27 protein-coding genes and 1 pseudogene are annotated in these 26,605 nt (G+C 70.5%); 19 read left to right on the forward strand and 9 right to left on the reverse strand.

The annotated features are described in order from the left end of the window. Positions 1-102 precede the first annotated feature (102 nt). Complete coding sequence (locus ABT137_RS34255; protein WP_351715011.1) at positions 103-888, forward strand: IclR family transcriptional regulator; 786 nt, start codon at positions 103-105, stop codon at positions 886-888. A gap of 70 nt (positions 889-958) precedes the next feature. Here ABT137_RS34255 and ABT137_RS34260 read toward each other — a convergent pair whose 3' ends face one another. The 3 genes from ABT137_RS34260 to ABT137_RS34270 all read right to left on the reverse strand — a co-directional run bounded on the left by ABT137_RS34260 (position 959) and on the right by ABT137_RS34270 (position 3,866). Further along, positions 959-1,948, reverse strand: a complete 990-nt coding sequence (locus ABT137_RS34260; protein WP_351715012.1) for an NAD(P)-dependent alcohol dehydrogenase — start codon at positions 1,946-1,948, stop codon at positions 959-961. 115 nt (positions 1,949-2,063) lie between these two features. Continuing rightward, positions 2,064-2,759 carry a TetR/AcrR family transcriptional regulator C-terminal domain-containing protein gene (locus ABT137_RS34265; protein ID WP_351715013.1) on the reverse strand — a complete coding sequence of 232 codons (696 nt, stop codon included), beginning with the start codon at positions 2,757-2,759 and terminating at the stop codon, positions 2,064-2,066. Positions 2,760-2,852: 93 nt separating this feature from the next. Continuing rightward, positions 2,853-3,866 (reverse strand): aldo/keto reductase, encoded by a 1,014-nt coding sequence (locus ABT137_RS34270; protein WP_351715014.1) that lies wholly within the window; start codon positions 3,864-3,866, stop codon positions 2,853-2,855. 87 nt (positions 3,867-3,953) lie between these two features. Here ABT137_RS34270 and ABT137_RS34275 point away from each other — a divergent pair, with 87 nt between their 5' ends. The 6 genes from ABT137_RS34275 (at position 3,954) to ABT137_RS34300 (ending at position 9,234) form a co-directional block, all read left to right on the forward strand. Continuing rightward, on the forward strand, positions 3,954-4,841 hold the full coding sequence (locus ABT137_RS34275) for an AraC family transcriptional regulator (RefSeq protein WP_351715015.1): 888 nt from the start codon (positions 3,954-3,956) through the stop codon (positions 4,839-4,841). Positions 4,842-4,937: 96 nt separating this feature from the next. Then, positions 4,938-5,444, forward strand: coding sequence for a carboxymuconolactone decarboxylase family protein (locus ABT137_RS34280; RefSeq protein ID WP_351715016.1), 507 nt, complete (start codon positions 4,938-4,940; stop codon positions 5,442-5,444). Positions 5,445-5,695: 251 nt separating this feature from the next. Then, the gene (locus tag ABT137_RS34285) at positions 5,696-6,814 is read left to right on the forward strand and encodes an SPFH domain-containing protein (RefSeq protein WP_502984616.1); all 1,119 of its coding nucleotides are present in this window, start codon (positions 5,696-5,698) and stop codon (positions 6,812-6,814) included. 46 nt (positions 6,815-6,860) lie between these two features. Beyond that, positions 6,861-7,943 carry a TFIIB-type zinc ribbon-containing protein gene (locus tag ABT137_RS34290; protein ID WP_351715019.1) on the forward strand — a complete coding sequence of 361 codons (1,083 nt, stop codon included), beginning with the start codon at positions 6,861-6,863 and terminating at the stop codon, positions 7,941-7,943. Positions 7,944-8,026: 83 nt separating this feature from the next. Continuing rightward, the gene (locus ABT137_RS34295) at positions 8,027-8,854 is read left to right on the forward strand and encodes a phosphotransferase (RefSeq protein ID WP_351715084.1); all 828 of its coding nucleotides are present in this window, start codon (positions 8,027-8,029) and stop codon (positions 8,852-8,854) included. Continuing rightward, complete coding sequence (locus ABT137_RS34300) at positions 8,851-9,234, forward strand: hypothetical protein (RefSeq protein WP_351715020.1); 384 nt, start codon at positions 8,851-8,853, stop codon at positions 9,232-9,234. The genes ABT137_RS34295 and ABT137_RS34300 overlap by 4 nt, the downstream gene beginning before the upstream one ends. Here the strand turns inward: ABT137_RS34300 and ABT137_RS34305 are convergent. Beyond that, entirely contained in the window at positions 9,224-9,442 is a 219-nt protein-coding gene (locus tag ABT137_RS34305) for a DUF397 domain-containing protein (protein ID WP_351715021.1), read from the reverse strand. The two genes, ABT137_RS34300 and ABT137_RS34305, sit on opposite strands and share 11 nt — an antisense overlap. Positions 9,443-9,452: 10 nt before the next feature. Further along, positions 9,453-10,295, reverse strand: a complete 843-nt coding sequence (locus tag ABT137_RS34310) for a helix-turn-helix domain-containing protein (protein ID WP_351715022.1) — start codon at positions 10,293-10,295, stop codon at positions 9,453-9,455. Between the two features lie 192 nt (positions 10,296-10,487). Between ABT137_RS34310 and ABT137_RS34315 the strand changes: the two genes are divergently transcribed. Both ABT137_RS34315 and ABT137_RS34320 read left to right on the forward strand, forming a co-directional pair. Then, a complete protein-coding gene (locus ABT137_RS34315; RefSeq protein WP_351715023.1) occupies positions 10,488-10,895 on the forward strand; it encodes an ATP-binding protein in 408 nt (135 codons plus the stop codon). Positions 10,896-11,156: 261 nt separating this feature from the next. Beyond that, on the forward strand, positions 11,157-12,245 hold the full coding sequence (locus ABT137_RS34320; RefSeq protein WP_351715024.1) for a glutamate--cysteine ligase 2: 1,089 nt from the start codon (positions 11,157-11,159) through the stop codon (positions 12,243-12,245). A 12-nt stretch (positions 12,246-12,257) separates the two neighbouring features. Here the strand turns inward: ABT137_RS34320 and ABT137_RS34325 are convergent. Together ABT137_RS34325 and ABT137_RS34330 are read right to left on the reverse strand one after the other, a co-directional pair. Beyond that, positions 12,258-12,326, reverse strand: a pseudogene (locus tag ABT137_RS34325) (hypothetical protein); the annotation flags it as partial. Between the two features lie 16 nt (positions 12,327-12,342). Further along, positions 12,343-12,999: a class I SAM-dependent DNA methyltransferase gene (locus tag ABT137_RS34330; RefSeq protein ID WP_351715025.1), complete on the reverse strand. Its 657-nt coding sequence runs from the start codon at positions 12,997-12,999 to the stop codon at positions 12,343-12,345. A gap of 260 nt (positions 13,000-13,259) precedes the next feature. Here ABT137_RS34330 and ABT137_RS34335 point away from each other — a divergent pair, with 260 nt between their 5' ends. The 9 genes from ABT137_RS34335 (at position 13,260) to ABT137_RS34375 (ending at position 24,035) form a co-directional block, all read left to right on the forward strand. Next, positions 13,260-14,477 (forward strand): M20 family metallopeptidase, encoded by a 1,218-nt coding sequence (locus ABT137_RS34335; RefSeq protein ID WP_351715026.1) that lies wholly within the window; start codon positions 13,260-13,262, stop codon positions 14,475-14,477. A 345-nt stretch (positions 14,478-14,822) separates the two neighbouring features. Beyond that, the gene (locus tag ABT137_RS34340; protein WP_351715027.1) at positions 14,823-15,854 is read left to right on the forward strand and encodes a BMP family lipoprotein; all 1,032 of its coding nucleotides are present in this window, start codon (positions 14,823-14,825) and stop codon (positions 15,852-15,854) included. Positions 15,855-16,098: 244 nt separating this feature from the next. Then, positions 16,099-17,148 (forward strand): BMP family lipoprotein, encoded by a 1,050-nt coding sequence (locus ABT137_RS34345; protein WP_351715028.1) that lies wholly within the window; start codon positions 16,099-16,101, stop codon positions 17,146-17,148. A gap of 380 nt (positions 17,149-17,528) precedes the next feature. Further along, a complete protein-coding gene (locus ABT137_RS34350) occupies positions 17,529-19,241 on the forward strand; it encodes an ABC transporter ATP-binding protein (RefSeq protein WP_351715085.1) in 1,713 nt (570 codons plus the stop codon). Next, the gene (locus tag ABT137_RS34355; protein ID WP_351715029.1) at positions 19,238-20,359 is read left to right on the forward strand and encodes an ABC transporter permease; all 1,122 of its coding nucleotides are present in this window, start codon (positions 19,238-19,240) and stop codon (positions 20,357-20,359) included. The genes ABT137_RS34350 and ABT137_RS34355 overlap by 4 nt, the downstream gene beginning before the upstream one ends. Further along, positions 20,359-21,621 carry an ABC transporter permease gene (locus ABT137_RS34360; protein ID WP_351715030.1) on the forward strand — a complete coding sequence of 421 codons (1,263 nt, stop codon included), beginning with the start codon at positions 20,359-20,361 and terminating at the stop codon, positions 21,619-21,621. The genes ABT137_RS34355 and ABT137_RS34360 overlap by 1 nt, the downstream gene beginning before the upstream one ends. Continuing rightward, entirely contained in the window at positions 21,618-22,022 is a 405-nt protein-coding gene (locus ABT137_RS34365) for a cytidine deaminase (protein WP_351715031.1), read from the forward strand. Before ABT137_RS34360 ends, ABT137_RS34365 begins: the two co-directional genes overlap by 4 nt. A 73-nt stretch (positions 22,023-22,095) precedes the next feature. Beyond that, positions 22,096-23,373: a thymidine phosphorylase gene (locus tag ABT137_RS34370; protein WP_351715086.1), complete on the forward strand. Its 1,278-nt coding sequence runs from the start codon at positions 22,096-22,098 to the stop codon at positions 23,371-23,373. A 74-nt stretch (positions 23,374-23,447) separates the two neighbouring features. After that, complete coding sequence (locus ABT137_RS34375; protein ID WP_351715032.1) at positions 23,448-24,035, forward strand: Uma2 family endonuclease; 588 nt, start codon at positions 23,448-23,450, stop codon at positions 24,033-24,035. A gap of 7 nt (positions 24,036-24,042) precedes the next feature. Here ABT137_RS34375 and ABT137_RS34380 read toward each other — a convergent pair whose 3' ends face one another. Further along, positions 24,043-24,963 (reverse strand): AEC family transporter, encoded by a 921-nt coding sequence (locus ABT137_RS34380; protein WP_351715033.1) that lies wholly within the window; start codon positions 24,961-24,963, stop codon positions 24,043-24,045. A gap of 151 nt (positions 24,964-25,114) precedes the next feature. Between ABT137_RS34380 and ABT137_RS34385 the strand changes: the two genes are divergently transcribed. After that, positions 25,115-25,513, forward strand: a complete 399-nt coding sequence (locus tag ABT137_RS34385) for an STAS domain-containing protein (protein ID WP_351715034.1) — start codon at positions 25,115-25,117, stop codon at positions 25,511-25,513. Here ABT137_RS34385 and ABT137_RS34390 read toward each other — a convergent pair. Further along, complete coding sequence (locus tag ABT137_RS34390; protein WP_351715035.1) at positions 25,397-26,410, reverse strand: sigma-70 family RNA polymerase sigma factor; 1,014 nt, start codon at positions 26,408-26,410, stop codon at positions 25,397-25,399. The two genes, ABT137_RS34385 and ABT137_RS34390, sit on opposite strands and share 117 nt — an antisense overlap. Positions 26,411-26,605: the final 195 nt, after the last annotated feature.

The following is a 26,605-nucleotide window of genomic DNA, read 5'->3' on the forward strand; positions in this document are numbered from 1 at the left end:
CCGGGTGGGGACCGGACCGGGCGAGGACTGCCGGTGCCTTTCGTGGGCCCACCGTAGAAAGAACTCCCACGCTGCGGAACAACCTGAACTAGAGTTTCTGCTATGTCGAAAAACGACGAAGCCCTCGATGCCACCGCCCGGGACCCCTACGGCGCCGCCTCCGTGGCCAACGCCCTGCGCACGCTGCTGTTTCTGCGCGGGCGCGAATCCGTGCGGCTCACGGACGTCAGCGATCACCTGGGCATCGCCCGTTCCACGGCACACCGCCTGCTCTCCACCCTGCGCACGCACGGCTTCGTGGAGCAGGAGCTCGGCGGAAAGCGGTACCGGCTCGGTCCCGCGCTGCTCGCACTGGCGCGCGGCATGGTCGACGAACGGGCGCTGATCCGCATCGCGCGCCCGCATCTGGAGGCCCTGCGCGAGGCCACCCAGGAGACGGCCAACCTGCTGGTCCTCGACGGACCCGACGCCTTCTTCCTCGACGGGCTGGAAGGTCTGCGCACCCTGCGGGTCGCGCCGCGCACGGGCGATCACCTGGCCGCGTACGGCGCGGCCGGAGGCAAGGCGCTGCTCGCCGAACTGCCCCCCGAGGCGGTACGGATGCGCTACCCGCAGGGCCTCAGCCGCCTCACCCCCCACACCCTCCCCGACCTCGACGCCCTCCTGGCCGACCTGGCCGTCAGCCGGGCCCGGGGATACGCCCTCAACTTCGACGAGAGCGTCGCCGAGGTGCATGCGATCGGCATGCCGGTCCGGGACTCCGCCGGACTGTGCGTGGCCGCCATCACCGTCTCGGCACCGGGCACCCGGCTCGGCCACGCCGACATCGAGGGACTTCTTCCGCCGCTGCGCAAGGCCGCGGCCGACATCGCCGCCGACCTGGGGTGAGGCCCGCGGCGGCTGTCGGGCGTCCTCACCCCAGGTCGGCAGTGATGGGCCGCGGCGGCCGTCGGCGTCCTCACGCCACGGTGATCACGGCCTTGCCGCGGGCGTGCCCCTGCTCCACGTGCCGGACGCCCGCGGCCGTGTCGGCCAGCGGGTAGCTCCGGTCGACCACCGGAGCGAGCCTGCCGGCCCCGATGAGCGAGGTCACGGCGAGCAGGTCCTCGTGGACCGGCCCGTCCGGGACCGTGGGAACGAGCGGGCGCAGCCGCTGCCGGACGAACGGGTCGACCGTCGCCACCCGCAGCAGCGGGCCCATCGCCCCGAAGACATGACCGGGCGCCCCGCCGCCGTTGGCGACCAGCGTCCCGCGCGGGGCGAGGGCCCGGCGCAGCCGGCCGAGCGGACGGCCGCCCACGTTGTCGAGGACCAGGTCGTAGCGCTCGCCCCGGTCGGTGAAGTCCTCCCGCGTGTAGTCGACGACGTGCGCCGCGCCCAGCGAGCGCACCAGCTCGACGTTGCGCGTGCTGCACACGCCGGTGACCTCCGCGCCGAGGGCCACGGCGATCTGCACGGCGAAGGTGCCGATGCCACCGCCGGCCCCGTTGACCAGCACCCGCTGCCCGGCCTCGGCCCGGCCCACGGTCCGGATCCCGCGCAGCGCGGTCACCGCCGCCATCGGCACGGCCGCGGCCTCCTCGAAGGTGAGCCCGGCGGGCTTCGGCACCAGCAGGTCGGGAGTGGTGCACGCGAACTCGGCGAACGCGCCCCGGCAGAAGCCCAGCACCTCGTCGCCGGGCCGCACTCCGTGGACGCCGGCGCCGACCGCCGCCACCTTCCCGGCCGCGTCGATCCCGGCCACCCGGGACCTGGGCCGGGTCAGCCCGACACCGCCCAGCAGCCGGGCGACGTACGGGTCACCGCGGAGCATGTGCCAGTCGTACGGGTTGAGCGCGGCGGCGTGGACCTGAACCAGCACCTGGCCCGCGCCGACCTCCGGCGACTCGATGTCCGCCAGCCGCAGGACGTCCGGCGGCCCGAACCGCTCCTGAACGATCGCCTTCATCGGGATCTCCCCCCTTGTGGTGTACGGCGTACACCCCCTTGGTGGCAAGGTAGGTGTACGCCGTACACTCGTCAAGGGGTTGAGGAGACTCCCGGCGGTCCCGGGGGTCCCGGGGTCAGACAGTGTTGAGGCGCAGCCGCTCCAGGCCGTCCAGCGTCAGGTCCAGGGCGAACTCGAACTCGAACTGGTCGTCGCAGCCGGAGCCGACGATCGACTCCGGGTCGTGGGCGACCGCCATGGCCAGCTCGGTGAGGTGCGGGAAGCGCGCGGCCATCTCCTCGGCCGGCAGCGCGTCCGCGTCCGGGGCCCGGCCGGGCTTGTCCTCGAACAGCTCCTGCGAGAAGCCCAGCAGCCGGCTGCCCATCACATGCAGGGCGTGATGGACCAGGCCGACCGGGAACCCGCCGGCCCGGAAGATCCCGACCATCGAGTCCAGGTAGGCGAGGAGCGCGGGGGTCGGGGTGGCCCGCGCCTTCATCCGCGCCTCGATGACCTCGGGCGCCCACGGGTGGCGCAGCAGCATCCGGCGGGCCGACAGCACCCGCCGCCGGACGGCGTCCTTCCAGCCGATCCCGTCGGCCGGCGGGTCGATCTCCCCGACGAGGACGTCGATCATCCCGTCCAGCAGCTCGTTCTTGTTGGCCACGTGCTTGTACAGCGCCATGGGAACGACACCGAGCGCCTGCGCGATCCTGCGCATGCTGAGCGCGTCGACGCCCCCTTCGTCGGCGAGGGCGACGGCCGCGCCCAGCACCCGCGTCCGGCTCAGGGGCATCCGCGGCTGCGCGACGGCACCGGCCTGCGTGGCCATCTCGACCAACCCCTCTCACCAGGGAACGCGCTTCTCACCAGGGAACGCGCTCGCCCGACGAATCTACAGCGCCCGCCGAACGCGTCGGCCCGGTCACCGCCAGGTCGGCATGACCTCGGCCGGGTACCGGGAACCGGCCGCTCCCCGCGGCAGGATCTCCTGGATCCGGGCGAGGTCCCCGGGCGTCAGGTCGACGCACGCGGCGGCCACGTTCTCCGCCACCCGACGTGGGCTGCGGGTACCCGGGATGGGCACGATGTCGTCGCCCTGCGCGAGCAGCCAGGCCAGCGCCAGCTGGGTGACCGTGCAGCCCTTGCTCTCCGCCAGTCCGGTCAGCTCGCGGACGGCCGCGACGTTCTTCTCGTAGTTGCCGGGCCGCCAGCGCTCGTCCATGGTGTGCCGCATGTCGTCGGCGTCGTACTCCGCGGCCGGCTTGACGGCGCCGGTGAGGAAGCCGCGCCCGAGCGGGGAGTACGGCACGAAGCCGATGCCCAGTTCCCGGACCACGGGCAGGATCTCGGCCTCCACGGCCCGTTCGAACACCGAGTACTCGGTCTGGAGCACCGAGACCGGGTGGACGGCATGGGCGCGGCGGATGGTCTCGGGCCCGGCCTCGCTCAGCCCGAAATAGCGGACCTTGCCTTCGGCGATCAGCTCGCCGACCGTACCGGCCACGTCCTCGATGGGGACGTCGGGGTCCACGCGGTGCTGGTACAGCACGTCGATGCGGTCCGTGCCCAGGTGCCGGAGGCTGTTCTCGGTGACCTCCCTGATGTGCTCGGGACGGCTGTCCAGGGCGCGGCCGATCCGGGTCGGATCGGAGAGGTCGAAGCCGAACTTGGTCGCGATCAGGACCTCGTCGCGGTAGCCCTGCACCGCGCGCCCCAGCAACTCCTCGTTGCTGCCGGTACCGAGGCCGTACAGCTCGGCCGTGTCGAAGAGGGTGACCCCGAGTTCGTGGGCCCGGTGGAGGGTGGCGATGCTGCTCCGCTCGTCCGGGGTGCCGTACGCCATCGTCATGCCCATGGTGCCGAGACCGATCGCGCCGGCCGTGAGGCCCTGGGTGCCGAGGGTGCGCCGGGGAAGGTGTGTGGTGTGCTCAGCCATGCCGTCCACGCTAGGGACGAGCCGCCCGGGAAACATGGGCCGTCGCTCGCATAGAATTGCCTGATCCTCTCAGGAGCGGAGTGCACTGTGCTGGACCGACTCGTCGAGGCCATCGACCGGCACTGTGTGGCGTCGGGCACGGACACCGCGGTTCCCCGGCTCTCCCTGGCCGCGGTCGACGAGCCCGTCGAGCCCGCCCATCTCCTCTACGAACCGGCGATCTGCTTCGTCGCCGCCGGCACGAAGCGCACCACCGCGGGCGAGCTGGTCCGGGTCGCCCGCCCCGGCGAGATGCTGCTCACCACCATCGACCTGCCCGTCACCGCCGATCTGGAGCAGGTGCCGTACCGGTCCGCGTCCCTGCGTCTCGACGGCGAGGCGTTCACGGAACTGCTGGTGGAGCTGGACGAGACGGGCCGGCCCGACCCGGCGGCCGGCTCCGCGCACGTCGCCGCGCCGATGCCCCCCGAACTCGCCGACGCGGTCACCCGCTGGGTCCAGCTCCTCGACACCCCCGAAGACATCCGCCCGCTCGCCGGCCGTATCGAGAGCGAGATCCTCTACCGGCTGCTGCGCAGCACCCTCGGCCCCGTCCTGCGCCAGTGGTCGCTGGCCGACTCCACCACGACCCGGGTGCGCGAGGTGGCCCGCTGGATCCGCGCCCGTTACGCGGAGCCGCTCAGCATCGACGAGATCGCCGCGGCGGCGCACATGAGCGCGGCCAGCCTGCACCGGCACTTCAAAGCGGCCACCGGCATGAGCCCGCTCAAGTACCAGAAGCACCTGCGCCTCCAGGAGGCCCGGCGCCGCCTGGCCGTCGGCGACGCCACGGCGGCCCAGGTCGCCCAGGTCGTGGGCTATGTCAGCCCCACCCAGTTCAACCGTGAGTACCGCACCGCCTACGGCCTCCCGCCCGTCCAGGACGCGGCCCGCCTGCGCGCAGGACTGGCCCGGACCGGTCCCGCGCCGAAGTGACTGTGACCGCGCTCACGCCTCTCGTCGTCACATCTCCCTCCCCGGGTCCGTCGGTGCAGTGACAGCGGCACCGAAGCGCTCACTGAGGAGACGACGATGGAAGCACGTTCGATCACGACAGAGGTTCCGATGACCCCGCGGATGTCCGACGACCCCGCGCAGCTCGTCCCCGAGCTGGCGGACGTGTCGGCGGCACTGTTCCGGGCCACCGGCAACGGCTCGGTACCGCGCCCCACCATCAGCCTGGTCCAGCTGCGGGCCGGTCAGATCGTCGGCAGCACGTACCTGACCGTCCTGCACACCGGGTTCCTGCGCAAGGCCGGGGAGTCGGAGGAGCGGATCACGTCGGTGGCGTCGTGGCAGGACTCGCCGTACTTCACGGCCGCGGAACGGGCCGCGCTGGCCCTGGTGGAGGCGGTGCTCCAGCCCTCGGCGGACGGCGAGCGGGTCTCCGACGAGCTGTACGCGCAGGCGGCCGAGGTGTACGAGCCGAAGGCCCTGGCCACCCTGATGTTCGTGATCGGCCAGGTCAACTTCTTCGTCCCGGTCGCCCTGATCGCCAAGCCGGTACCGGGGCGGGCGTTCAACGCACCGTGGAAGTGAGGCGGTAACCCGGGCATGGCCGGCCGTGCGGTCGTCGTAGCCGTGATCGACGGCTTCCAGTAGGTCCTGTCGGAACGGCACGGTGGGCGGGCGCGTTGGGGGTACGCGCCTGCCCGTAGCCGTACTGACCGTATTGGGCATACTGTCGACCGATCGTTTGATCGCCGCGCAGTCGCCGTCGCCGTCCGGGGGGCCGGCCGGAAAGCGGTGGTCTCCGAAAACGCGCGGAGTGGGGGATTGCTGTGGGGCTGATGGACCGCATCCGCGGTGAGTTCATCGACATCATCGAGTGGACCGACGACGGCCGCGACACCATCGTGTGGCGCTTTCCGCGCTACGGCAACGAGATCAAGATGGGCGCCCGGCTCGTGGTGCGCGAGTCGCAGGTGGCCGTCTTCGTCAACGAGGGCCGGCTGGCCGATGTCTACCAGCCCGGCACGTACACCCTCTCGACCCAGAACATGCCGGTCCTGTCCACCCTGAAGGGCTGGAAGCACGGCTTCGAGTCGCCCTTCAAGGCCGAGGTCTACTTCGTCACCACCCGGCAGTTCACCGACTTCAAGTGGGGCACCCAGAACCCGGTGATCCTGCGGGACGCCGAGTTCGGCATGGTCCGGGTCCGTGCCTTCGGCACCTACGCCGCCCAGGTGGTGGACGCCGCCGCGCTGCTGCGCGAACTCGTCGGCACCGACCCGCAGTTCCGCACCGAGGAGGTCGGCGAGCACCTGCGGCAGCTGATCGTCTCCAAGCTGGGCTCCGCGCTCGGCTCGTCCGGCGTGCCGCTCCTTGACCTCGCCGCCCGGCAGGACGGCATCGGGCAGCAGCTGGCCAAGGCGCTGACCCTGGAGCTGTCCGCCACCGGCATCGCCATCCCCCGGTTCCACATCGAGAACATCAGCGTCCCGCCGGAGGTCGAGGCGGCGATCGACACCCGCTCCCGGATGGCGATCACCGGCAACCTGGACGACTACGCCAAGCTGCAGGCGGCCGACGCGATCCCGATCGCCGCCGCCAATCCCGGCACCGGCGGCGAGGCTCTCGGGCTGGGCGTGGGCATGGCGCTGGGCCAGCGGATCGTGCAGAGCACGTCAGGTGCGACCGCCGCCGCAGTCCCGCCGCAGCCCGCTCCCGCCCCCTCCGACGTCCCGCCGCCGCTGCCCACCGCGCCTCGCTGGTTCATCGCGGTCGGCGGACAGCAGCAGGGCCCGTACGACGAGAGCGCGCTGGCCGGGCAGGTGGCGGCCGGCCATCTGACCCGGACCACGCTGGTCTGGCGCAGCGGGCAGCCCGCCTGGCAGCCCGCGGACCAGGTCCCGGAGCTGACCCCGCTGCTCGCCGACGTCCCGCCGCCGCTGCCCCCGCAGGGCTGAGATCCGCCAACCGGACCCCCGGCAACAGGTCACAAGGAGAAGTGAGTTGACGGATCAGGACGTCGCGCCGACGCCCGACCGGGCGTTCCAGTGCGAGGCGTGCGGCGGGGTCAGCGAGTACGCGCCCGGGACCTACGCGCTGCGCTGCCCGTACTGCAAGCACGAGCAGGACATCACGCCGGTACCGCGGCAGGTGACCGAGCACCCGATCGAGGAACTGGCCGCGCTGCCCCGCCGGGCGGCCGCGCCGGGCCGGGTGAAGGTGTACACCTGCCCCGGCTGCCACGCGGTGACCGAGAGCGACACGCTCAGCGACAAGTGCCAGTTCTGCGCCACCCCGCTGGTCTCGGACGCCTCCGGTACCGAGCGTGTGGTGCCCGAGGCGGTACTGCCCTTCGGAGTGGGCCGTGAGCAGGCCCGTGAGGCGCTGGCGAAGTGGACCACGTCCCGCTGGTTCGCGCCCGACGAACTGAAGAAGGTCACCGAGGCGGAGACCTTCCGGGGCAGCTACCTGCCGCACTGGACGTACGACGCGCAGACCACCACCCGGTACACCGGCGAACGCGGCGAGCACTACTGGGTGGAGGAGGAGGACTCCGAGGGCCGCAAGCGCCAGGTGCGGCACACCCGCTGGCATCACACGTCCGGGACCGTCGGCCGGTTCTTCGACGACGTGCTGGTGCCCGGCAGCGGCCAGGTGCCGGTGAAGGAACTGGACAAGCTGACCCCCTGGCCGCTGGCGGAGACGGTTCCCTACCAGGAGGAGTACCTGGCGGGCTTCCGCACCGTCCGGTACGACGTCGAGCCGGAGGCCGGCCTGGAGGCGGCGAAGGCGCGGATGGCACCGGTGATCCGCGCCGACTGCAAGCGGGACATCGGCGGCGACGAGCAGCGGGTGCACTCGGTCTCCACCTCCTACAGCGCCCTCACCTACAAGCTGGTGCTGCTGCCGGTCTGGTTCCTGACCTATGTCCACGCCGGCAAGGCGTGGCCGGTGATGGTCAACGCCCGTACCGGCGAGGTCATCGGCGAACGGCCGTACAGCGCGCTGAAGATCACCCTGGCGTCGGTGGGCGCCGCGCTCCTGATCGCCCTGGTGGTGCTGCTCGTGGTGATGCTGCGCCATTGAGGACGATGATCCGGAGCGACCTGGTTCGCAGCGCATTTCGGGACCGTCGCCCACGCGGCCGACCTGACGGTAGCGTGATCGACATGACGGCTGAGGGCGAGACGGCAGCGGGCGAAGCCCTGGTCGGCGGCATGGTGAACGCGGGCGCGGTCTTCCGCCACGGTGCCGTGGTGGAACGCCCGGCGCCGCGCACCGCACCCGCTCTCCATGCCCATCTCCTCGCACTCGCGGAACACGGGTTCGATGCAGCTCCGAGGCCGGTCCGTCTCACCGCGGACGGACGCGAGCAGCTGACCTTCATCCCCGGCGACGTCGCGCTACCGCCGTTTCCGCGCTGGGTGATGACCGAGACCGCGTTGCAATCGGTGGGAAACCTGCTGCGGCGCCTGCACGACGCCAGCGCGGCCATCGCGGTCGACGAACGCGTCGAGTGGCCCCGATCCCTGGCCGACCCGGCGGGAGGAACGATGCTGTGCCACAACGATGTGTGCCCGGAGAACGTCGTCTTCCGCGACGGCCGTGCCGCAGCCCTGATCGATTTCGACTTGGCTGCCCCCGGACGAGCAGTGTGGGACGTCGCCATGACCGCCCGCTACTGGGTTCCCATGCTCGATCCCGCGTCCGCGGCAGCTCTCCATCCCGCGGGACTGGATGCCCCGACGCGACTGCGGATCCTCGCCGACAGCTACGGTCTCTCCCCACAGGAGCGCGGTGAACTGCCCGGCGTCATCGAACAGGCCACCGCATCCTGCCGGGCCTTCGTCGCAGCCCGAGTCGCCGACGGTGACCCCGTCTATACCCAGGCGCTGTCCGAGCGCGGTGGTTGGCAGAGGTGGGACCGCATCCAGAGGTGGCTGGTGGCTCACCGCGATGTTTTCACGGCTGCCCTGTTGGACGCTGTGGAACGATGATCGGCATGGCTGGTCAGGTCTGGGTGTCACTCATATCGGTGGGCGGCGTTGTCCTCGGCGGCGTGTTGTCCTACCTCGTCCAGCACAGGACTCAGCAATCCGCGGAACGTGCCGAACAGCAACGCCGGCGGATCGCGTTGTCGGAGACCCGACGGGCGGAACGGCTGGCGCTGCTGGAGCGGTTCATCGAGGTATCGGCAGAGGCGGATCGGCTCCTCCGCATCCAGTTCCCGCTGCCCGTGCACGACGCCGCACACGCGCCCTTTCTCGACCTCAACAGGACCGTGTGGCACGGCCTGCCCGACGGTGAGAGCGTGCGGGACCACCTGGAGGACAACCGGTCGGTGTTCCTCGACGCGGCCCGCGAGGTCATGGGGTAGCGCACCGCTGACTTCCGTGGATCTCAACCTCACATACGTCCTTGAGGGCTCCGACGAAGGGGGCGAAGGACGCGGGCGGGAAGGTGAGGGTGCCGGCGGTGGGGTCCTTGGAGTCGCGGACGGATATGCGGGTGGGGGAGTTCGCTATCTCTACGCAGGAGTCGCCGTCGCCGGGTCCGGAGTAGGACGACTTCCGCCAGGTGTCCATGCGGGGTGCCTCACAGCTCTTTCGCCAGCTTGCGGATGAAGTCACGTGACCGCTCGGGGTCGAGCGACGCGGCCTCCACCTTATGAAAGAGCGTTCGAAAGGCGCCCAGCTGTGCCTCGGAGTCGATGAAGGCGGCGCCGTGCGGGCCGTCGCGCACGACGGTGTCCAGCTTCGGTACGGCGCCTCCCGCGTAAGTCATGGCGCTCGCGGCGCTGGTGAACCCTTCCAGACGGAAGGGGATGACGCGGACGGTGACGTGTTCCGCTTCCGAAGACTCCACCACATGCGTGAGTTGAGTCCGCGAGGTGTTGCGGTCGCTGACCATGATGCGCAGCGCGGCCTCGTGGATGACTGCCTCGTACGGGGTCTGCGCCAGGGTTGCCGCGCGGCGCATGCGATGGCGAACGCGCAACTCGACTTCCTCGGCGGGGAGTTCCGGAACTCGATCGGAGAAGACGGCGCGTGCGTAGTCGGCCGTCTGGAGAGGCCCGGGAATGAACAGGAACTGGACCTCTTGCAGGAACGTGGCGTGGTGCTCAAGTTCTGCGAGGTTGAGGAACGGCGTCGGCAGCAGTCCCCGGTACTCCTCCCACCAGCCCTTGGTGCGGTCGGTGGCCATGGTCACCAACGCGTCGATCAACTCGGCGTCCGCGCAGGAGTAGTTCGCGGCGAGGCGGCGTAGCCGCTTCTCGCTCACGCCCGCGATGCCGGACTCGATCTGGCTGATCACCGGAGCGGTGACCCCGAGCAGAGCTGCTGCCTCCCGTGCCGTGAGGCCTGCCGCGTCCCGGAGCCTGCGCAGCTCGACCGCCAGTCGCAACTGGCGCGCTGTCGGCTCGCTCCTCAGTGCCATCGGCTGCCCTCCCAAAGCGCTTGAGCGCGTGGCTCGTTCGGCGTCACTTTACGGGAGCGGCTTGCGATGCATAAACAATTAGCCCTACCGTCGGTGACGTAACGCACACGCTGCGGAAGTGCACCGCACCGTTCTCGTGCGGCGATGCCACCGTGCGTGAAATCCCCTTCATCTGACCGGAGTTGATGACGCATGCCCGAGACCTGGGACTACACGCTCTACGTTCCCAACGACCCGAGAGCGGTGACGGTCTGCCGTCGCACCCTGCGTCTGATCCTGACGATGCACGGGTTGATCGGTCTCGCCGACACCGCGGAGCTGCTGGCGGCGGAGCTGGTCTCCAATGCCGTACGGCACACGAAGGGGCCGGCCGCGCTGAGGGTGCGGCGCTCCCCGGAGGGTGTCGTGTGGATCGGGGCGTGGGATGCGGATCCCGTGCCTCCGGAGCCGCCGGGGTCGTCGGGGGTGGTGACGGAGCTCGAAGAGGAGGGGCGGGGGTTGGGGCTGGTGGTGGCGTGTGCCGACTGCTGGGGCTGGCAGCCGTCCGCCCGGTTCGGGGAGCGGGGCAAGTACGTGTGGTGTGAGCTGGGGGTGGCGTGATGACGGTGGCGGAGCAGGTGCGTGAGGAAGGTCGTGAGGAATCTGGGCCCAGCGCGCAGTGCACGTCACGGACGCCGCGGAGCTGTTCGTCGGGGGGGGGTGAACGTCGGGCCCGGCCGGGGTTTGCGGGGCCGGGTGCTGCGTGCTTGCCGTCGGCTGACGGGCGCGGACGCGGTGGCAGGTGTCCGGTTGCCCGTCCTGGGAAGTCGGGGGGTGCAGCCCGTCGCGTACGGTCGCGGCGCGGACGGAGGGCGGCCTCACGTGCGTACCGTCGGAGTGGAGGAAGAGCTTCTTCTCGTCGACCCGGAGTCGGGTGAGCCCAAGGCGTCGGCCCCGGCCGTGCTGGCGCGGGCCTCGCTGGTCGATCCCGGGCAGGAGGTGTTCGAGAAGGAGCTCTACGGGCAGATGCTGGAGTTCGCCACCCGTCCGCAGTCGGACATGGCGGAGCTGGGGGAGGAGATCGTCCGGTGTCGTAAGGAGGCCGCCCGGCTCGCCGGGGAGCTCGGGTGTGCCGTCGTCGCGCTCGCCTCGTCGCCGCTGCCGGTCAGCCCCTCCATCAGTGTGAACCCGCGCTACCAGTGGCTGGCCGAGCAGTACGGCATCGCCACCCGGGAGCAGCTGGTGTGCGGATGTCATGTGCACGTTGCCGTGGAGTCCGACGAGGAGGGGGTGGCGGTTCTCGACCGCGTGCGGCCGTGGCTGCCGGTGCTCGTCGCGATCAGCGGGAACTCGCCGTTCTGGCAGGGCAGTGACACCGGGTACGCCAGCTACCGCAGCCGGGTGTGGTCGCGCTGGCCGTCCGCCGGTCCGGCGGAGCTCTTCCGGTCCGCCGAGCGCTACCACCGGCTGGTGGCGGACATGGTGGCCACCGGAGTGATCCTGGACGAGGGGATGGTCTACTTCGACGCCCGGCTGGCCCGGCGCTATCCGACCGTGGAGATCCGGGTCGCGGATGTCTGCCTGCGGGCCGAGACCGCCGTCCTCGTGGCCACCCTCGCCCGCGCGCTGGTGGAGACGGCCGTGCGGGAGTGGCGGGCCGGGCGGGAGCCCGTCGACCACGGGGTGGGGCTGCAGCGGCTGGCCGGCTGGCGGGCCGCGCGGTCGGGGCTGGGCGGGGAGCTGCTCGATCCCGGCACCCTGCGGCCCCGGGCGGCCCCCGCCGTACTGGAGTCACTGCTCGCGCACGCCCGGGAGGCCCTCGCCGGCAGCGGCGACCTGGCGGCGGTGGAGGAGGGCGTGGAACGGCTGCTGCGGCACGGCAACGGCGCCGACGAGCAGCGAGGGCTGCTGGCGGGCGCCGGGAGCCTGCGGGACGTCGTCACGGGGTGCGTGCACCGTACTCAGGGGTGAGGCACTGGAGCTCAGGGTTGAGGCACCGGAGCTCAGGGTTGAGGCACCGGAGCTCAGGGTTGAGGCACCGGATCGCCGCACCCCGGCCGGTGCCCGCTCAGCCCGGCTTGCGGGCCAGGACGAACGCCCGGGGCATCTTCTGCGACCCCACGGGCTCCCGGATCAGCGTCGCCGCCACCTCCAGGCCCGCCTTGGCGAGCATGTCGCCCACCGCGTACGCGGGGCGCCAGTAGTAGCGCAGGTCGATCTCGTGGCCGAAGCGTTCGGTGAGGTGGAGGCCGGGTGTGTCGCCCTTCTGGAAGGACAGCAGGACGTGGCCGCCGGGGACCAGGACGCGGTGGAAGCCGGCGAAGGTCGCGGGGAGGTGGTCGTCGGGGACGTGGATGATCGAGTAGAGGGCGAGGATGCCGCCGAGGGTCTCGTCGGGCAGGTCCAGGGACGTCATGGAGCCCCGGTGGAAGCGGACGGCGGGGTGGGCCTCGCGGGCCAGGGTGACCATGGCGGGGGAGAGGTCGATGCCGAAGGTCTGGACGCCCAGGTCGTTCAGGTGGGCGGTGATGTGGCCGGGGCCGCTGCCCAGGTCGGCCACGGGGGCGGTGCCGTTCGCCTTCACCAGCGCGGCGAAGGCGGCAATCATGGACATGTCTACCGGTAGGTCCGGGATGCCGGGGAAGGCGGCGGAGTAGTCCTTGGCGATCGTGTCGTAGGACGTACGGGTGGTCTGTATGAAGTCGGTCGTCTCCGAGTCCGTCACGGTCGCGCACGCTACCGGGCGGGCGCGGACCGCGTGGCGAAGTCGCGGTTGCGGCTCGGTCCCGTTTCGGTGGGTGGACAGGACGGGCGTGATCGTCGCCTGCCGTGGTATGCGTGGAAGAGGAAACATACGTGTTACCCAGCCACGTCCGAGGTCATGCGTCCGCGGTCAGATTTTCTTCCCCTAACGGGCTGAACTTTTGTTGATCTCGGGTCAGTTGACCCTTCGGGCGTCCTACCCTTCAGAGGGTGAAGCAATTGATGTCCACAGAGACCGAGGCCGACCTTCCCGGGGATGTGCTCCCCGGCGTGCTCAGCGAGGAACTGCACGCCGAACTCGTCGCCTTCCGCCGCGACCTGCACATGCATCCCGAGCTAGGCAATCAGGAGTTCCGCACCACGGCCGCCATCAAGGAACGGCTGGAGAAGGCCGGTCTCCGGCCGCGCGTCCTCCCGTCGGGGACCGGACTCATCTGTGACATCGGACCGCTCGGGGACGGGCTTCCGGTGCTCGCCCTCCGGGCCGACATCGACGCTCTGCCCATCCCGGACATGAAGACCGAGTGCTCGTACCGGTCCACCGTGCCGGACCGGGCGCACGCCTGTGGGCATGACGTGCATACGACAGTGGTGCTGGGCGCCGGACTGGTTCTCGCCGAGCTGCACGAGCGCGGGCAGCTGCCGCGGCCCGTACGGCTGCTCTTCCAGCCCGCCGAGGAGGTGCTGCCCGGCGGCGCCGCCGACGCCATCGAGGCCGGGGTGCTGGACGGGGTGGGGCGGATCATCGCCGTGCACTGCGACCCCCGGGTGGACGTGGGGCGGATCGGGCTCAGGACCGGCGCCATCACCAGCGCCTGCGACCGGGTCGAGGTGGCGCTGGACGGCCCCGGCGGGCACACCGCCCGGCCCCATCTGACGACCGACCTGGTCACCGCCGCCGCCCGGGTGGCCGTCGACGTGCCGGCGCTCATCGGGCGGCGCGTGGACAGCCGGAGCGGGCTCGCCGTGACCTGGGGCCGGATCGAGTGCGGGCACGCACCCAACGTGATCCCCCAGCACGCCGAGCTGTCCGGGACCGTGCGCTGCCTGGATCTGGAGGCCTGGCGGACCGCGCCGGACGTCGTGCACGCGGCGATCGACGAGGTCGCGACCATGCACCGTGCCAAGTCCGAGATCAACTACGTGCGCGGGGTGCCGCCGGTCGTCAACGACCCGGTGATCACCGAACTGCTGCGGGACGCGATGACCGCCCGGCGCGGCACCGACTCCATCGAGACCACCGAGCAGAGCCTCGGCGGCGAGGACTTCTCCTGGTACCTGGAGCACGTGCCGGGCGCCCTGGCGCGGCTCGGGGTGCGCACGCCGGGCGAGCGGACCGCGCGCGACCTGCACCAGGGTGACTTCGACGCCGACGAGCGGGCCATCACCGTCGGGGTGGAGCTGTTCACGGCCGCCGCCCTGATCGACGCGACCATGTAGTCGTATCGACGGGAGTCGTATCAGACGGCGGGAGAAACGGTCAGCTTCGCCGCACGTCACGCACGTCCCACAGGGGGCGGAGGGGTGCCCGGTCGGTACCCCTTCGCCCCCTTGTGTCACCCCGCCGTAACCGACGGCCGCCGCTTGTAACCCGGAGTCGGCACGGTTCGATAACGGCCCGGAGAAACCCCGTTCCCCTCCCCTTCTACGCGCGTTACTGTGCGCCGAAATCGCCACCGAGGGTGGACGGTTGGGGAAGCGGGCCGGCGACGGTGCCGTGGGGACGAAGGGGTGCTTGCTGTGCGTTATATCTCGGGTCGGAGGACTCGGTTCTCCCAAGCTGCGGTGACCGTTGCCGTCATCGCCCTCGCGGCCGCCGGGTGCGGCAAGTCCAGCTCGGACAGCGGTGCGACCAGCACCAACTCGTCCGGCAAGTACAACGGCAAGGGCATAGGCCTCGCCTACGACATCGGCGGCAAGGGCGACCAGTCCTTCAACGACGCCGCCTACGCCGGCTTCGAGAAGGCCGAGAAGGACTTCGGCATCGGCGGCTCGGACATCGAGCCGCAGGACGGCGAGTCCGACGCCGACAAGGTGCAGCGCCTCAACACGCTCGCCAAGGCCGGTTACAACCCGATCATCGGGGTCGGCTACTCCTACGCGCCCGCCGTCAAGGAGGTCGCCGCCAAGTACCCGAACATCACCTTCGGCATGATCGACGACTCGACGATCCAGGCGAAGAACGTCGTCGACATGGTGTTCGCCGCCGAGCAGTCCTCGTACCTGGCCGGTGTCGCGGCCGCCTCCGCGACCAAGAAGGACCACATCGGGTTCATCGGCGGCGTGGACATCCCGCTGATCCACACCTTCGAGGCCGGGTTCGACCAGGGCGCCAAGTCCGTCAACCCGAAGATCAAGATCGAGTCGCAGTACCTGACCCAGACCGCGGCCGAGGGCGGCTTCTCCAGCCCTGACAAGGGCAAGACCGCCGCCCAGGGCCAGATCGACTCCGGCGCCGACGTCATCTACCACGCGGCCGGCCTGTCCGGTCAGGGCGTGATCGAGGCCGCCGCCTCCGACAAGGTCTGGGCGATCGGCGTCGACTCCGACCAGTACGCGCAGGACGCCCTCGCCAAGTACAAGGACTACATCCTCGGCTCGGCGCTGAAGAACGTCGGCGGCGCCGTGTACGACCTGGTGAAGTCGGTCTACGAGGGCAAGCCGGAGAGCGGTGTCGTCAACGGCACCCTCAAGACCGGCGGCGTCGGCTTCGCGGACACCAACCCGAAGTACAAGGCCATGACCAAGGTCGTCGCGGCCGTCGACAAGGCCAAGCAGGACATCATCGACGGCAAGGTCACCGTCAACACGAAGTAATGCGACATATATAAGTCGCCGGGTGAGCGGCCGTACCGATGTGTACGGCCGCCCGCGCGTCGTCGCAGTCAGTGCGCCCCTTGCCTCCTGCAAGGGGCGCACTGCTGTCCGTAGCCTTGGCCGTGACTGTGGCCACAGCTAGATAACGGACCGGACATTGGGGGTTTTCCGTCTGGTCTACGCGCGTTACGCTGCCGCGGAACCAGCGCCTGGTTTGGGCGCTTGCACGAAGGAGTCTCGTTCCATGCGCCGGGTGTCCCGAATCGCCGTTGCGGGCGTTGCAACCGCAGCCCTTGCCGTCACCGTTTCAGCGTGCGGCAGCTCGTCCAGCTCGTCCACCGGCAAGGCCGGCGCGTCCAAGGGTGTCGGTCTCGCGTACGACGTCGGCGGCAAGGGCGACCAGTCCTTCAACGACGCCGCGTACGCCGGCTTCCAGAAGGCCGACAAGGAGTTCGGCGTCGCCGGCCGGGACATCGAGCCGCAGGACGGCGAGTCCGACGCGGACAAGGTGCAGCGGCTGGAGACCCTGGCCAAGTCCGGCTACAACCCGGTGATCGGTGTCGGCTTCGCCTACGCGCCCGCCGTCAAGGAGGCCGCCGCGAAGTTCCCGAAGGTCACCTTCGGCATCATCGACGACAACCAGGACCAGGCGAGCAACATCGCGGACATGGTCTTCCACGAGGAGCAGTCCTCGTACCTGGCCGGTGTCACCGCCGCGCTGACCACCAAGTCGAACACCGTCGGCTTCGTCGGCGGCGTGGACGTCCCGCTGATCCACAAGTTCGAGGCGGGCTTCGAGCAGGGCGTCAAGGACACCAAGAAGAACGTCACGGTCAAGGCCCAGTACCTGACCCAGACCGCGGCCGAGGGCGGCTTCTCCAGCCCCGACAAGGGCGAGGCCGCCGCCGAGGGCCAGATCGGCGCGGGCGCGGACGTGGTCTACGCCGCCGCCGGCCTCTCCGGCCAGGGCGTCATCAAGGCCGCCGCCGCGCACAAGGTGTGGGCGATCGGCGTCGACTCCGACCAGTACAACCAGGCCGCGCTGTCGAAGTACAAGAACTACATCCTGACCTCGGCCCTCAAGAACGTCGAGGGCGCGGTGTACGACCTCGCCAAGTCCGTGATCAAGGACAAGAAGCCGCTGTCCGGTGACATCCGCGGCTCCCTGAACAACGGTGGCGTCGGCCTGGCCGACTCCAACCCGGTCTTCAAGAACAACGCCACCCTGCAGGCCGCGATCAAGAAGGCCGAGGCCGGCATCAAGGACGGCTCCATCACGGTCAAGACCTCCTGACCCAGGGGTCATGACCTTGTCGTAGGCATGGTCAAAAGAACGCTGTAATGGCAGCGTTACGGCCACGGAACGGGGTGCGGGAAGGATGTTCTTCCCGCGCCCCTGCCATAGATCCGGGGACCTCGACGGGGCCCCGGGCGCGGATCCGAGAGTTCGGTCAGGAGACTCGGGTGCGGGTCCGGGTGATCGGTCGGTGAGCCCGGGCGGGTGTCCGGGAGATCGACGGAGATCCCGGGGATCGACGGCAGGGGCAACCCCCGTTCGCGCGGCAGAATGCTCGGAACGGATCGAGAGTCGAAAAAGCTCGGTCAGGTCCGGGCACTATTTAAAGCAGGGGCGCTACGCGCGTAGAGCGACCCCTTTTCCGAGGAGAGTGCGCCATCGACGCGTCCAGCAGCCCTCCGCTCACCGCAGAGACGACAGCCGCGGTCGAGCTGGCGGGGATCACCAAGCGATTCCCGGGTGTCGTAGCCAACCACGACATCCACCTGTCCGTCCGCAAGGGCACCGTGCATGCCCTGGTGGGCGAGAACGGGGCCGGCAAGTCGACCCTGATGAAGATCCTCTACGGCATGCAGAAGCCGGACGAGGGCACCATCGCGATCGACGGCGAGCAGGTCTCCTTCTCGTCCCCGGCCGACGCCATCGCGCGCGGCATCGGCATGGTCCACCAGCACTTCATGCTGGCGGACAACCTGACGGTCCTCGAGAACGTCGTGCTCGGCAGCGAGAAGCTGTACGGCATCGGCGGCAACGCCCGGAAGAAGATCAAGGAGATCTCCGACCGGTACGGCCTCGGCATCCGCCCGGACGCCCTGGTCGAGGACCTCGGCGTCGCCGACCGGCAGCGCGTGGAGATCCTCAAGGTCCTCTTCCGCGGCGCCAAGACCCTGATCCTCGACGAGCCCACCGCCGTCCTCGTCCCGCAGGAGGTCGACGCACTCTTCGACAACCTGCGCGAGCTGAAGTCCGAGGGTCTCTCGGTCATCTTCATCTCCCACAAGCTCGGCGAGGTGCTGTCCGTCGCCGACGACATCACCGTCATCCGGCGCGGTACGACGGTCGGCACCGCGATCCCGTCCGAGACCACCCCGCGCCAGCTCGCCGAGCTGATGGTCGGCAGCGAGCTGCCCACCCCGGAGACCGCCGAGTCCACGGTCACCGACAAGGCCGTCATCACGGTGAAGAACCTCACCGTCCACGCCAGCGGCCCCTCCCTCGGCGAGGTCGGCGCGCAGCCCGAGACCGCCACGGTCGGCTCGGCCGGCGCCACCGCCCGCGGTGACGTCCTCGACGAGGCCACCGCCCCCGGTGCCGCCAAGCGCGTCCTCGACGACGTCACCTTCACCATCCACGCCGGCGAGGTCATGGGCATCGCCGGCGTCGAGGGCAACGGCCAGACCGAGCTGATCGACGCGCTCATCGGCACCCGCAACGCCGACTCCGGCTCGATCGAGTTCCTCGGCGAGGACGTCACCCCCTGGGGCACCCGCAAGCGCCGCGAAGCCGGCGTCGGCTACATCCCCGAGGACCGGCACCGCCAGGGCCTGCTCCTTGAGTCCCCGCTCTGGGAGAACCGCATCCTCGGCCACGTCACCGAGAAGCCCAACGCGAAGGGCTTCTGGCTGGACATCAAGGGCGCCCAGGCCGACACCCGCCGGATCGTCGAGGAGTACGACGTCCGCACCCCCGGCATCGACGTCACCGCCGCCTCCCTCTCCGGCGGCAACCAGCAGAAGCTGATCGTCGGCCGCGAGATGAGCCACAACCCGAAGTTCCTGATCGCCGCCCACCCCACCCGCGGTGTGGACGTCGGCGCCCAGGCGCAGATCTGGGACCGCATCCGGGACGCCCGCCGCGAGGGCCTGGCGGTGCTGCTGATCTCCGCCGACCTGGACGAGCTGATCGGCCTGTCGGACACCCTGCGGGTGATCTTCGACGGAAAGCTGGTCGCGGACGCCGACCCGGCCACCATCACCCCGGAGGAGCTGGGCTCCGCCATGACGGGTGCCGCGTCCGGCCACCTGGAACACGTAGAGACCGCCCCAGAAGGACACGAAGGCGCCGACGGTCCGGAGGACGAGGCCCGATGAAGAAGTTCGACAAGGAGCGGGTGCTCCTCGCGGTGGCCGGCCCGGTCATCGCGCTCGTCCTCGCGATCGCCCTGACCTCGATCGTCCTGCTGGCCTCGAACCGCAACCCGTTCGAGCCGTACGTGCTGATGCTCCAGCAGCTGCCGTACTCGGACATCCAGGTCCTGATCATCAACCAGGCGGCGATGTACTACATCGCGGCCATCGCGGTCGCCCTCGGCTTCCGGATGAACCTGTTCAACATCGGCGTCGACGGCCAGTACCGCCTCGCCGCCGTGATGACGGCCGTGGTCGGCGCCAACGTGGGCCTGCCCGCCTTCCTGCAGATCCCGATGCTGCTCCTGGTCGCCATGCTCACCGGCGCCTTCTGGGCCGGTATCGCGGGCGTCCTCAAGATCACCCGCGGGGTCAGCGAGGTCGTCGCCACGATCATGCTGAACGCCATCGCCACCAGCGTCATCGGCTACGTCACCCTCTCCAACGTGTGGGGCGTCCAGGTCGGCAACAACATGACGACCGGCGTGATGAAGAAGTCCGGCTGGTTCCCCGGCATCAACCTGGGCTCCGACGTCGGCGACATCTACGGCATGGTCTTCGTCGCCATCGCCCTCGGCATCGGCTACTGGCTGGTCCTCAACCGCACCCGCTTCGGCTTCGACCTGCGCGCCACCGGCGCCTCCGAGTCCGCCGCGGCCGCCTCCGGCGTCGACGCCAAGCGCATGGTCCTGATCTCCATGCTGATCTCCGGTGCCGTCTCCGGCCTCGCGGGCCTCCCGCTGCTGCTCGGCGACTCCCACACCTACAGCCTCGACTTCCCGGCCGGCCTCGGCTTCACCGCCATCGGCATCGCCCTGCTCGGCCGCAACAACCCGGGCGGCATCGCCTTCGCCGCCCTGCTGTGGGCCTTCCTCGACAAGGCCTCGCCCGCCCTCGACTACGCGACCCCGGTGGCGTACGAGAAGGAGATCGCCACGATCATGCAGGGCCTGATCGTCTTCTCCGTCGTCATCTCCTACGAAGCCGTACGGCAGTGGGGTCTGCGCCGCCAGCAGCGCCAGGTCGGCGCGGAGCTCGCCGCGGCCGCCGCCAAGAACACCAAGAAGGAGGTGGCGGCCTGATGTCCACCGCGACCATCGCCAAGCCGCAGGCGAAGCAGCCCGGCAGGGGCGGCCGCCGAATCTCGCTCCCGGTACTCCTGCTGGTCATCGCCGGCGTACTGGTCCTCACCTCGGCCGTGCGCATCATCACCGGCGCCGAGGGCATCACCTCGACCGGCCAGATGTCCACCGCGCTGCGCCTCGCCGTCCCGATCGGCCTCGCCGGTCTCGGCGGTCTGTGGGCCGAGCGCGCGGGCGTCGTCAACATCGGCCTCGAAGGCATGATGATCCTCGGCACCTGGTTCGGCGCCTGGGCCGGCTACCAGTGGGGCCCCTGGGTCGGCGTCGTCTTCGGCATCCTCGGCGGCGCGCTCGGCGCCCTGCTGCACGCCGTCGCCACCGTCACCTTCAACGTCAACCACATCGTCTCCGGTGTGGCCCTGAACATCCTCGCCCTGGGCGCCACCCGCTACCTGTCGAAGTTCACCTTCGAGAACGCCGAGGGCGGCTCCTCCAAGCAGTCCCCGCCGATCGACTCACTCGGCACGTTCAGCGTCCCGGGCCTGTCCGACTGGCTGGACACGCTCAACCAGAAGCACTGGTTCTTCATCTCCGACATCGCGGGCCTGGTCGGCGGTCTGCTCACCGACCTCTCGCCGCTGACGGTGATCGCGGTGGCCCTCGTGCCGATCACGTGGTGGGTCCTGTGGCGCACCGCCTTCGGCCTGCGCCTGCGCTCCTGCGGCGAGAACCCGGTCGCGGCCGAGTCCCTCGGCGTCAACGTCTACAAGTACAAGTACATCGCGGTGATCATCAGCGGTGGCTTCGCCGGCCTCGGCGGCGCGTTCCTCTCGATCGTCGCCTCCAACGTGTACCTCGACGGCCAGACCGCCGGCCGCGGCTACATCGGTCTCGCCGCGATGATCTTCGGCAACTGGATGCCGGGCGGCCTCGCCCTCGGCGCCGGCCTGTTCGGCTACACCGACAGCCTCAACCTGCGCGGCGGCACGGTGAACGTCCACGCGCTGATCCTGCTGCTCGCGATCCTGCTGGTGTTCGGCGCCGCCTACCTGGCCTGGAAGAAGAAGTACGTCCCGGCCGTCATCACGATCGTCATCTCGGTCCTGATGTTCATCTGGTACGCCTCCACCGACGACGTCCCGCGTCAGCTCGTGACCGCGACCCCGTACCTCGTCACCCTCCTCGTCCTCTCGCTGTCCGCGCAGTCCCTGCGGATGCCGAAGGCGGACGGTCTGCCGTACCGGAAGGGACAGGGCAAGTGACCGCCGCGGCCGCCGGCTTCGACTGGGAGGCCCTGCGGGCCGAGGCACGGGAGGCCATGTCCCACGCCTACGCCCCGTACTCCGGCTACCCGGTCGGGGTCGCCGCCCTGGTGGACGACGGCCGTACGGTCTCCGGCTGCAACGTGGAGAACGCGTCGTACGGCCTCGGCCTGTGCGCCGAGTGCGGACTGGTCTCCGAGCTGCAGCGCACGGGCGGCGGCCGGCTCACCCACTTCACCTGCGTGGACGGCACGGGCGGGCTCCTCGTCCCGTGCGGCCGCTGCCGCCAGCTGCTCTACGAGTTCGGCGGCCCGGACCTCCTCCTGGACACCCCGGAGGGTGTCCTGCCCCTCTCCGAGATGCTGCCCCAGGCCTTCGGCCCGGCCCATCTCACCAAGTAACTCCCGTACGGCCCCTTCCGGTTGGGAGGGGCCGTACGCATCGCACTTCTCCGAAGGGAACGCCATGGCCACCATGGACGCCGTCTCCGTCATCCGCACCAAGCGCGACCGCGGTGAGCTCAGCGACCAGCAGATCGACTGGGTCATCGACGCGTACACGCGCGGCGAGGTCGCCGACGAGCAGATGTCGTCGCTCGCGATGGCCATCCTGCTCAACGGCATGAACCGCCGCGAGATCGCCCGCTGGACCGCCGCGATGATCGCGTCCGGCGAGCGCATGGACTTCTCCGCCCTGTCCCGTCCGACGGCCGACAAGCACTCGACGGGCGGCGTCGGCGACAAGATCACCCTCCCGCTCGCGCCCCTGGTGGCGGCCTGCGGCGCGGCCGTCCCCCAGCTCTCCGGCCGCGGCCTCGGCCACACCGGCGGCACCCTGGACAAGCTGGAGTCGATCCCCGGCTGGCGCGCCCTGCTGTCGAACGAGGAGATGCTGTCGGTTCTGGACTCGACCGGCGCGGTGATCTGCGCGGCGGGCGACGGCCTGGCCCCCGCCGACAAGAAGCTGTACGCGCTGCGCGACGTCACCAGCACGGTCGAGGCGATCCCCCTGATCGCCTCCTCGATCATGTCGAAGAAGATCGCCGAGGGCACCGGCTCCCTGGTCCTGGACGTGAAGGTCGGCACCGGCGCCTTCATGAAGACCATCGAGGACGCCCGCGAACTGGCCTCGACCATGGTGGGCCTCGGCACCGACCACGGCGTGAAGACGGTCGCGCTCCTCACCGACATGTCCACCCCGCTCGGCCTGACGGCGGGCAACGCCCTGGAGGTCCGCGAGTCGGTGGAGGTCCTCGCCGGCGGCGGCCCCGCGGACGTCGTCGAACTGACCCTCGCCCTGGCCCGCGAGATGCTCGACGCGGCCGGCGTCCGCGATGCCGACCCGGCGAAGGCACTGGCCGACGGCTCGGCGATGGACGTCTGGCGCCGGATGATCGCGGCCCAGGGCGGCGACCCGGACGCGGCGCTCCCGGTGGCGAAGGAACAGCACGTGATCAAGGCGCCGTCGGCCGGTGTCCTGACCCGCCTCGACGCCTACGACATCGGCGTCGCCGCCTGGCGCCTCGGCGCCGGCCGGGCCCGCAAGGAGGACCCGGTGCAGGCGGGCGCGGGCGTCGAACTCCACGCCAAGCCCGGCGACACGGTCACGGCGGGCCAGCCCCTGCTGACCCTGCACACGGACACCCCGGAGCGCTTCGAGTACGCGCTCCAGGCGGTCGAGGGGTCGTACGACATCGGGGCGGCGGGTGCGGAGTTCACGGCGTCGCCGGTGGTGCTGGGGCGCATCGCCTGATCAGGAGGTCTCTCGATCGGGTGAACGGGACCGGTGGACCTGCGCCGGTCCCGTTCGGCATGTCTGATGGGCCCATGGGAGTGTTCGAGGCCGACTGCATCGTGGCTGACAGCGAGTGGGACGAACTGGTCTGGATCTGGCAGCAGACGGATGTTCCCAAGGGCTGCAAGGTGGAGATCATCGATGGGCTCGTCGCGGTGACTCCGCTGTCCGCCAACGCCCACCATGGCATTGCCGAGCGGGTGCAGCGCCGCCTCTACGAGGCGATCCCGCAGGACTGGGGCATCTATCAAAGGCTGGGCATGGCCGTGCCGTCCCGACTGAGCCTGTACATGCCGGACCTTGCTGTGGTGCCGGAGAAGGCGCTCGCCGGAGACGCCTGCTTTGTGCCGATGAACAGAGCCGCACTCGTCGTGGAGATCACCTCGAAGGCCACCGTGACCAACGATCGGACTCACAAGACCGCAGGCTGTGCCGAGGCGGATGTCCCGCTGTACCTCTTGATCGACGGCCTGGCACCGGGCGGCCCTACGATCACGTTGTACGGCGAACCGAGGGACGGCGTCTATCGGGTCTTGCGCGCGTGCAAGTTCGGCGACCCCATCAAGCTGCCGGAGCCGTTCGACCTCACGATCGACACCGCCGAGTTCCCTGTCGACTGACGGCGCGTCACCCCAGCAGCGCCGCCACCACGACCAGCACCGGCACCGCCAGCACCGTCGACAGCAGAATCGAGTCCCTGGCCAGTTCCTCGCCGACGCGGTAGGTGCTGGCGTACGTGTACAGGTTCTGCGCGGCCGGCAGCGCCGACGTCACCGTCACGTCGAGCAGGGGCGCCCCGCGCAGGCCGAAGACCGCCGACGCCAGGGCCCAGGCGGCGAGCGGCTGGCCCACCGACTTCAGGGCGACCGACAGGAACACCGGGTGGCGGTCGCGGCCCCGGCCCGGCGGGGTACTGCCGCGCAGCGAGATGCCGAAGGCGAGCAGGACCGCCGGCACGGACATGTTGCCGATCAGGGTCAGGGGGTCCATGACCGGGCCGGGGACGTGGATCCCGAGCCCCGAGACCGCCACTCCGCTGAGGGAGCCGACGGCTATCGGGTTGCGGAGCGGCGTCAGCAGCCGGCGCCTCCAGGGGCCCTTCTCGCCCATGCCGGCCACGTCGAGGATCGTGAGCGCGACCGGGGTGAGGATCACCACCTGGAAGAGCAGCACCGGTGCCACCAGGGACGCGTCGCCCAGCACGTACACGGCGATCGGGATACCGAGGTTGCCCGAGTTGACGTAACTGGAGCACAGCGCGCCGATCGTCGTACGGCCCACGCCCCAGTGCCGTACGACGCCCACCGCCACGAACGCGCCTGCCGCGGCGGCCGTGCTCAGGGCCGTCACCAGGAGGCGGCTGGAGAAGATCACCGCCAGGTCGGCCCTGGCGAGGGTGGTGAAGAGGAGGGCGGGGGAGGCGACGTGGAAGGCGAGCTTGGTGAGGACCTCGCGGCCGTTCGCCCCCAGGTGGCCGCCGCGGCCGAGGACGTAGCCGACGGCGATGACGACCGCGATGACCGCGAAACCGCTCAGCACTCCCTGCACGGGACCGCCTTGCGGGAGAGGAGGCTGTCGGAGGTACCGGGCGCTGCTGATCCGTGGGGCATACAGCCAACCCTCTGGGTCGGTCAGGTGCAGGTCAACGTTGTGACCCTTGTGATCTTCGCGACCGTACGGAAGGCGGGGTGCCCTAGCGATGAGTTGTCAGACCCTCGGCGGTCTACTGGTCGTGGATGCCGTGACCCCCGCCGTGCTCATGCTGTCGGGCCCCGTCGCCAGGGACGAGGTGCCGGGGCTGTGCGACGCCGTGCGTGAGCTGCTCGGGGCGGGCGGGGCCGGGCCGGGCCGCCGGGTCGTCGTCTGCGATGTCGGCGGGCTCGGACCGCCCGGCCTGGCGGCCGTCGACCTGCTGGCCCGGCTTGAGCTGGCGGCCCGGAGGGCCGGCGGGCGGATCCGGCTCCGCGACCCCGACCCGGCCCTACGCTCGCTCCTCCGGTTCGTCGGTCTCGGCCTCCAGGTGGAGGGGGAGGTCGAAGAGCGGGAACCAGCGCTTGGTGTCGAGGAAGAAGTGGAACCCGGTCAGCCGGCCGTCTGAGATCTCCAGGACCTGGACGGACCAGGGGCTCCAGCCGCCGGTGTCCGGGTCGGGCTTGTACTGGGCGAACCCGGGCAGGCCGTTGACCCGGACCGGGAACAGCCGCGAGCCCTCGCAGGCGGAGCCGATGGTGGTCATGAAGCCGGTGATGTCGTCGTGGCCGGTGAGCCACAGGTCGAACGGCGGCATCGTCATGATGGCGTCCTCGTGGAGGAGCGCCGTCAGGGCGGTCATGTCGTACCCCTCGAAGGCCGCGACATAGCGCTCCAGGAGCTTCTGCTGCTCCTCGTCGAGCGGGTCGGAGACCTCGGCGGCGGCGCCCGACTGCCGCTGCTCGGACAGGGTGGCCCGGGCCCGCTGCAACGCGCTGTTGACCGACGCGACGGTCGTGCCGAGCAGCTCGGCCACCTCGGTGGCCTTCCAGGCCAGCACCTCGCGCAGGATCAGCACCGCCCGCTGCTTCGGCGGCAGCTGCTGCAACGCGGCCATGAAGGCCAGCCGGATGGACTCCTTGGCCACGGCCGCCTCCGCCGGGTCGTCCACGGTCGGCAGCACGCGCGCGTCGGGCACCGGCTCCAGCCAGGTGTTGTCGGGCCGGGGGGAGAGCGCGGCCTGGGCGAGCGGCGTCGACTCGCTGAGGTCCATCGGCCGGGCCCGTTTGTTGCCCGCGGTGAGCATGTCCAGGCACACGTTCGTCGCGATCCGGTACAGCCACGACCGCAGGCTGGAGCGGCCCTCGAACTTCTCGTAGCTCCGCCAGGCCCGCACCAGGGTGTCCTGCACCGCGTCCTCGGCCTCGAAGGACGAGCCGAGCATGCGGTAGCAGTACCCGGTCAGCTCGGTCCGGTGCTTTTCCAGTGCGACGTCCAGCTCCGCCGTCGCCGTGCCGTCGGTCATCTTTCGTCCACCCACCCCTGTGGCCGTTCCTGTCCGCGCGCCGTTGCGCACCAGCACTTCGGAAGCTACCGCAGGGGACTGACAATGGCCCCAGGAGTGGGGAAACGTGCGGGTGAGGAGTGGTGCGCCCAAGGGGGTGGGGTGCGCGGCCGGGGGGCGGGTGCGGCGCCGTCGTGGCTGGTCGCGCAGTTCCCC

The organism is Streptomyces sp. NPDC001980, assembly GCF_040296885.1.
In the GTDB taxonomy this organism is placed as follows: Bacteria; Actinomycetota; Actinomycetes; order Streptomycetales; family Streptomycetaceae; genus Streptomyces.